The organism is Desulforegulaceae bacterium, assembly GCA_034006035.1.
Lineage (GTDB): Bacteria > Desulfobacterota > Desulfobacteria > Desulfobacterales > JACKCP01 > JACKCP01.
Genome location: JAVETN010000023.1, coordinates 1 through 5,035 on the forward strand (window position 1 = coordinate 1; position 5,035 = coordinate 5,035).

The window sequence follows — 5,035 nt, forward strand, 5'->3', positions numbered from 1 at the left end:
CATAGGCATCAAGAAGTTCTTCGTCTCTTGTGAAGGCTACATATTTATCATGAGCCTTGTTTATTTCCGGATTTTCTTTCAGTAATATTCTCATGGCTTCATCACCTTCTGTTTTTCCTTCATTTTTTAAATAATACAGCCATTTTTCAAGCTGTTTTCCTTTATTATAATCTTTTAATTCAGGAAGTTCAAGATAATGCATTACCAGATGATCTGATAAAAAAAGCTCAGGATCAGAAAATTCCCTTAGCATAAAACACAAATGATACCTGCCTGTTTCCTTAAACAAATGAAAATCTAAAATATTTATGCAGATAACAGGACAAAGGCTTCCATATATTTCTCCCTCTTTAAGCTGGGATGAATAAAGCCTTGACCAGTAATACAAAGACCTGTGCCTGAAAATATTGTCTCCTGAAGTTTGTACTTCAATGTTATAAATTTCTCCGGTTTCAGAAACTGCCTTGATATCAAGAACAGACTCCTTGTCAAGTGCCAGATTTTTAATATTGAAGGTGTTTTTCAGTTCTATGTCTTTAATAAAGGGGAAATTCATGTTTTCCTGAACTGAGTTTACAAAATTGAGCAAAAGACCTTTATCTTCTTCCCTGCCAAATAAATATTTTATGAATATGTCTGACGTTGGCTTTACATATACCAATGGGGTTAATCCTTTTTAATTTTTATTTAAAATATGGATATAATTTATATTTACAGGAAGGTTTAGTCAACTCGGATTTGATTAAATAAAGAAGTAATTGATAATATTTCAGGTAAAAGTTCTAATGATTATTGTGCCTGTCTCCTTTAATTAATAGATATGCCAATATATATAAAAAGTAAAAAGTAAACTTCTGACCCCTTTATGTTCCAGAATGGGATTTTTTTTATTCAGATTTCCATGATGCTTATTTAAGCTTGAAGTATGCCTGTAAAGTTAAATCTTTTTCAGGTCTGATACAGGTATTTGGGTAAACTCACTTACAGTTTCAATATCATAGCCTTTTTTCAGCATTTTTTCTGCCATGGCTAGTTGTGCAAGATACTGGCCTTTTTCAAGACCTTCCTGTCTGCCTTCTTGTCTGCCTCTCTCTTCACCTATACGTATTCCTTTCTTTTCCCCTTCTCTTCTGGCAGATTCAATACCCGAATTATAATCCCGCTGCCATTTCATGTGGGCTTCATAGGCATCAAGAAGTTCTTCGTCTCTTGTGAAGGCTACATATTTATCATGAGCCTTGTTTATTTCCGGATTTTCTTTCAGTAATATTCTCATGGCTTCATCACCTTCTGTTTTTCCTTCATTCTTTAAATAATACAGCCATTTTTCAAGCTGTTTTCCCTTATTATAACCTTTTAATTCAGGAAGTTCAAGATAATGCATTACCAGATGATCTGACAAAAAAAGCTCTGGATCGGAAAATTCCCTTAGCATAAAACACAAATGATATCTGCCTGTTTCCTTAAACAAATGAAAATCTAAAATATTTATACAGATAACAGGACAAAGGCTTCCATATATTTCTCCCTCTTTAAGCTGAGATGAGTAAAGTCTTGACCAGTAATACAAAGACCTGTGTCTGAAAATATTGTCTCCTGAAGTCTGGACTTCTATATTGTAAATTTCTCCGGTTTCAGAAACTGCCTTGATATCAAGGACAGACTCCTTGTCAAGTGCCAGATTTTTTATATTGAAGGTGTTTTTCAGTTCTATATCTTTAATAAAGGGAAAATTCATGTTTTCCTGAACTGAGTTTACAAAATTGAGCAAAAGACCTTTATCTTCTTCCCTGCCAAATAAATATTTTATGAATATGTCTGACGTTGGCTTTACATATACCAATGGTTATTCCTTTTTAAATTTTTATTTAAAATATGGATATAATTTATATTTACAGGAAGGTTTAGTCAACTCGGATCTGATTAAAAAAGAAAGTACCTGAAAGATATGTCAATATATATAAAAAGTAAACTTCTGTCCCCTTGACCTACTCAACCTAAACAGCATGCAAAAAAATCACCCTTCAGACAAACGCTTTAAAGAAAAAAAGCTCTCCAGTCCACAAACCGGCCAGGTACTTGGCTTATCTTTGTTAAGCACACCTTTGAAAAATTTCTGTTTTGATGCCACAAACTCCCTGCTTCCTATTATTCCGCTGTCTGTAAACCATCTTGTTCTAAGGCGGAATCTTTCTACAGTTGAATATCTGTATTTATTTTTCTTTCCTGATTCCACAACTTTTGCTGGAATTACTCCTTTTTCGCCTACAGCACCAACTTCATAAACAAACTGGCGATACAAGACAATTTTTTCTTTATCAGTGAAATCACCCCATTCATCAAGGCCAAAATCTGTTGAAAGCCAATTATTTCTGTTTCCCGTCTGAGCATGATATGCAATTGATGACCATCTGTATTCTTCAGGCTTTTCAACTATTCCGGCTCGAATTGAATTAAGATCAATGTATGCCAGCAGATTTATTAAAGTTTCCCCCTTTTCCACAATAACGCTTTTAAATCTTCCTCCCCAGAAAAACCCGTACCTGTTGTTTCTCTTATTATACCAGCGTGTAAAATTTTGTTTAATGTCTTTCATAAAACAAGAAAGATCAGACAACTTTTCACGAATTGCGGGAAATTCGGATTGTGTAAATTCTCGGTCCTTGCCGTAAAAACTCTTTAGCCTTTCCATAAGCTCTGCATCGGTGACATAATCTGATGGATGCATTTTTACGGCTATATGAAAATGATTATCTAAAATTGTAAAGCCTAAAATTTCTGCAAAATACAATGATGAAAATGCCTGAATAAGATGTAAAAGATAATCTTTTTCCTCTCCTCCCATTGGAAGACCATCCAATGCAGTTCTCGACATTACATGATATATGGTTGGATTTTCAGAATCGGTTAATCTGGCTGACCTTGGCATAGTTTTTTTCCTTTTAAGTTTTTTCAAACTTAGCATGATTCAGATCAAAATTGCAATGATTATTGTGCCTGTCCCCTTTATTCTTTTTCCCTGCCAAATAAACAATGATTATTGTGCCTGTCCCCTTTATTCTTTTTCCCTGCCAAATAAATATTTTATGAATATGTCTGAAGTTGGCTTTACATATACCAAGGCTTATTCCTTTTTAAATTTTTATTTAAAATATGGATATAATTTATATTTACAGGAAGGTTTAGTCAACTCGGATTTGATTAAAAAAAGAAGTAATTGATAATATTTCAGGTAAAAGTTGTAATGATTATTGTGCCTGTCCCCTTTCTTCCTGGGGACTCTGGACACATTTCTCATTTTGGGGCTAAAAAGACCACTCTAAGCCTGTTTCAAGCACTTATTTGAAAAATATTTGTATATGTTTCAAACACTTAGCGTGGTCCGACCCCGTATTATTGTACTCCGTATTATTGCACATTTCTCATTTTGGGGCTAAAAAGACCACTCTAAGCCTGTTTCAAGCCCTTATTTGAAAAATATTTGTATATGTTTCAAACACTTAGCGTGGTCCGACCCCGTATTAAACCCTATATCTTTAAACAGACCTGTCTTTACCCATCTATAGCCTGAAGATTACCTGCAAAACTTCAAACCCGGGTAATTATTTAACGGAGGTATTAATGAACAATGCTCGCCTAAAATTACAAATCAACCAAAAGAAATATAAAAGATCATATTCAGATCAAAAATTCTGGGAAAAATTAAAATCCTTACCGGGTACAGCCGGATGTAAGATTATAAGGACTGCTGTTACTTTATATGCCGTACTGACTCAGCCCCATATCCCCCTATGGGCAAAGACCAGTATTATTCTGGCATTGGGATATTTTATCAGTCCTGTTGATGCCATACCTGACTTTATCATACCAGCAGGCTATATTGACGACCTTGCTGTAATGGCTTCTGTGCTGGCCCGGCTGCATTCCTATAAAAACAATAACAATGTTAAACAAAAGGTTGATACTCTCCTTCCAGATATTTGCCTGGACCCGGAATAAATAAAGCCGCATCAGATCAAAGCCCTATGTATGGAGCTTAAATCCCATACCCTGAAATTGACCCATCCAACCTATCCAGTCAAAAAACTTTTTCAGCCGGATATTGTGTGTGTCCGGCTGTTTTATTTAAGGAGATACAAAGATGCTTATTACAGATAATATCCTTAAACTTGAAGATATTGTTGCAGAGTTTATCAGTGTAGATGAAACCCTTGAGGATCTTTCTCTCATAAAATTTGAGTTTATAAATGACTGTCACTGGAATAGTCTTGACATGACCTTATATATCTTTGGAGCTGGTGATCCTGAAAGTGAATATCCTGTGTTTGAGGCAAGGATAGATCCTGAATTTTTTCTCCAGGAAAACACCAAAAGCAGGGTTATAAGCTGTAAAAAACTTGCTGCCATATTTGCCGAAGATCTTATTAATGAAATCAGTAAAAGAAATATTCCTGTGGTCTGCAATAAGTCTGACAGCACTGAAACCTGCATTGATCTTGTAAATCCCGGAGAAAGGGTATTACAGCCCATGGTCAGGTAAGAAACTGCTTTCAGCCTTTATAAAAACATAAGTCCCATTCCGGAATAAACCAGAATGGGATTTTTTTTATTCAGATTTCCATGATGCTTATTTAAGCTTGAAGTATGCCTGTAAATTTAAATCTTTTTCAGGTCTGATACAGGTATTTGGGTAAACTCACTTACTGTTTCAATATCATAACCTTTTTTCAGCATTTTTTCTGCCATGGCTAGTTGTGCAAGATACTGGCCTTTTTCAAGACCTTCCTGTCTACCCCTCTCTTCACCTACACGCATGCCTTCCTGTCTGCCTCTCTCTACTCCTATACGTATTCCTTTCTTTTCCCCTTCACGTCTGGCAGATTCAATACCCGAATTATAATCCCGCTGCCATTTCATGTGGGCTTCATAGGCATCAAGAAGTTCTTCGTCTCTTGTGAAGGCTACATATTTATCATGAGCCTTGTTTATTTCCGGATTTTCTTTCAGTAATATTCTCATGGCTTCATCACCTTCT

6 protein-coding genes are annotated in these 5,035 nt (G+C 35.3%); 2 read left to right on the top strand and 4 right to left on the bottom strand.

Going from position 1 to position 5,035, the window contains the following annotated elements:
- From RBR53_11910 to RBR53_11920, 3 genes are all read right to left on the bottom strand, one after another.
- The coding region (locus tag RBR53_11910; GenBank protein MDY0133356.1) for an Rpn family recombination-promoting nuclease/putative transposase at positions 1-661 on the bottom strand (661 nt) is incomplete at its 3' end.
- A 276-nt stretch (positions 662-937) separates the two neighbouring features.
- Positions 938-1,843 carry an Rpn family recombination-promoting nuclease/putative transposase gene (locus tag RBR53_11915; protein MDY0133357.1) on the bottom strand — a complete coding sequence of 302 codons (906 nt, stop codon included), beginning with the start codon at positions 1,841-1,843 and terminating at the stop codon, positions 938-940.
- A 174-nt stretch (positions 1,844-2,017) separates the two neighbouring features.
- Positions 2,018-2,929 carry a hypothetical protein gene (locus RBR53_11920; protein ID MDY0133358.1) on the bottom strand — a complete coding sequence of 304 codons (912 nt, stop codon included), beginning with the start codon at positions 2,927-2,929 and terminating at the stop codon, positions 2,018-2,020.
- Between the two features lie 692 nt (positions 2,930-3,621).
- Between RBR53_11920 and RBR53_11925 the strand changes: the two genes are divergently transcribed.
- Together RBR53_11925 and RBR53_11930 are read left to right on the top strand one after the other, a co-directional pair.
- Positions 3,622-3,999 (top strand): YkvA family protein, encoded by a 378-nt coding sequence (locus RBR53_11925; GenBank protein MDY0133359.1) that lies wholly within the window; start codon positions 3,622-3,624, stop codon positions 3,997-3,999.
- Between the two features lie 142 nt (positions 4,000-4,141).
- On the top strand, positions 4,142-4,540 hold the full coding sequence (locus RBR53_11930; GenBank protein MDY0133360.1) for a hypothetical protein: 399 nt from the start codon (positions 4,142-4,144) through the stop codon (positions 4,538-4,540).
- 116 nt (positions 4,541-4,656) lie between these two features.
- Here the strand turns inward: RBR53_11930 and RBR53_11935 are convergent.
- Positions 4,657-5,035, bottom strand: a 379-nt coding sequence (locus tag RBR53_11935; GenBank protein ID MDY0133361.1) for a hypothetical protein, incomplete at its 5' end; no start/stop codon positions are given.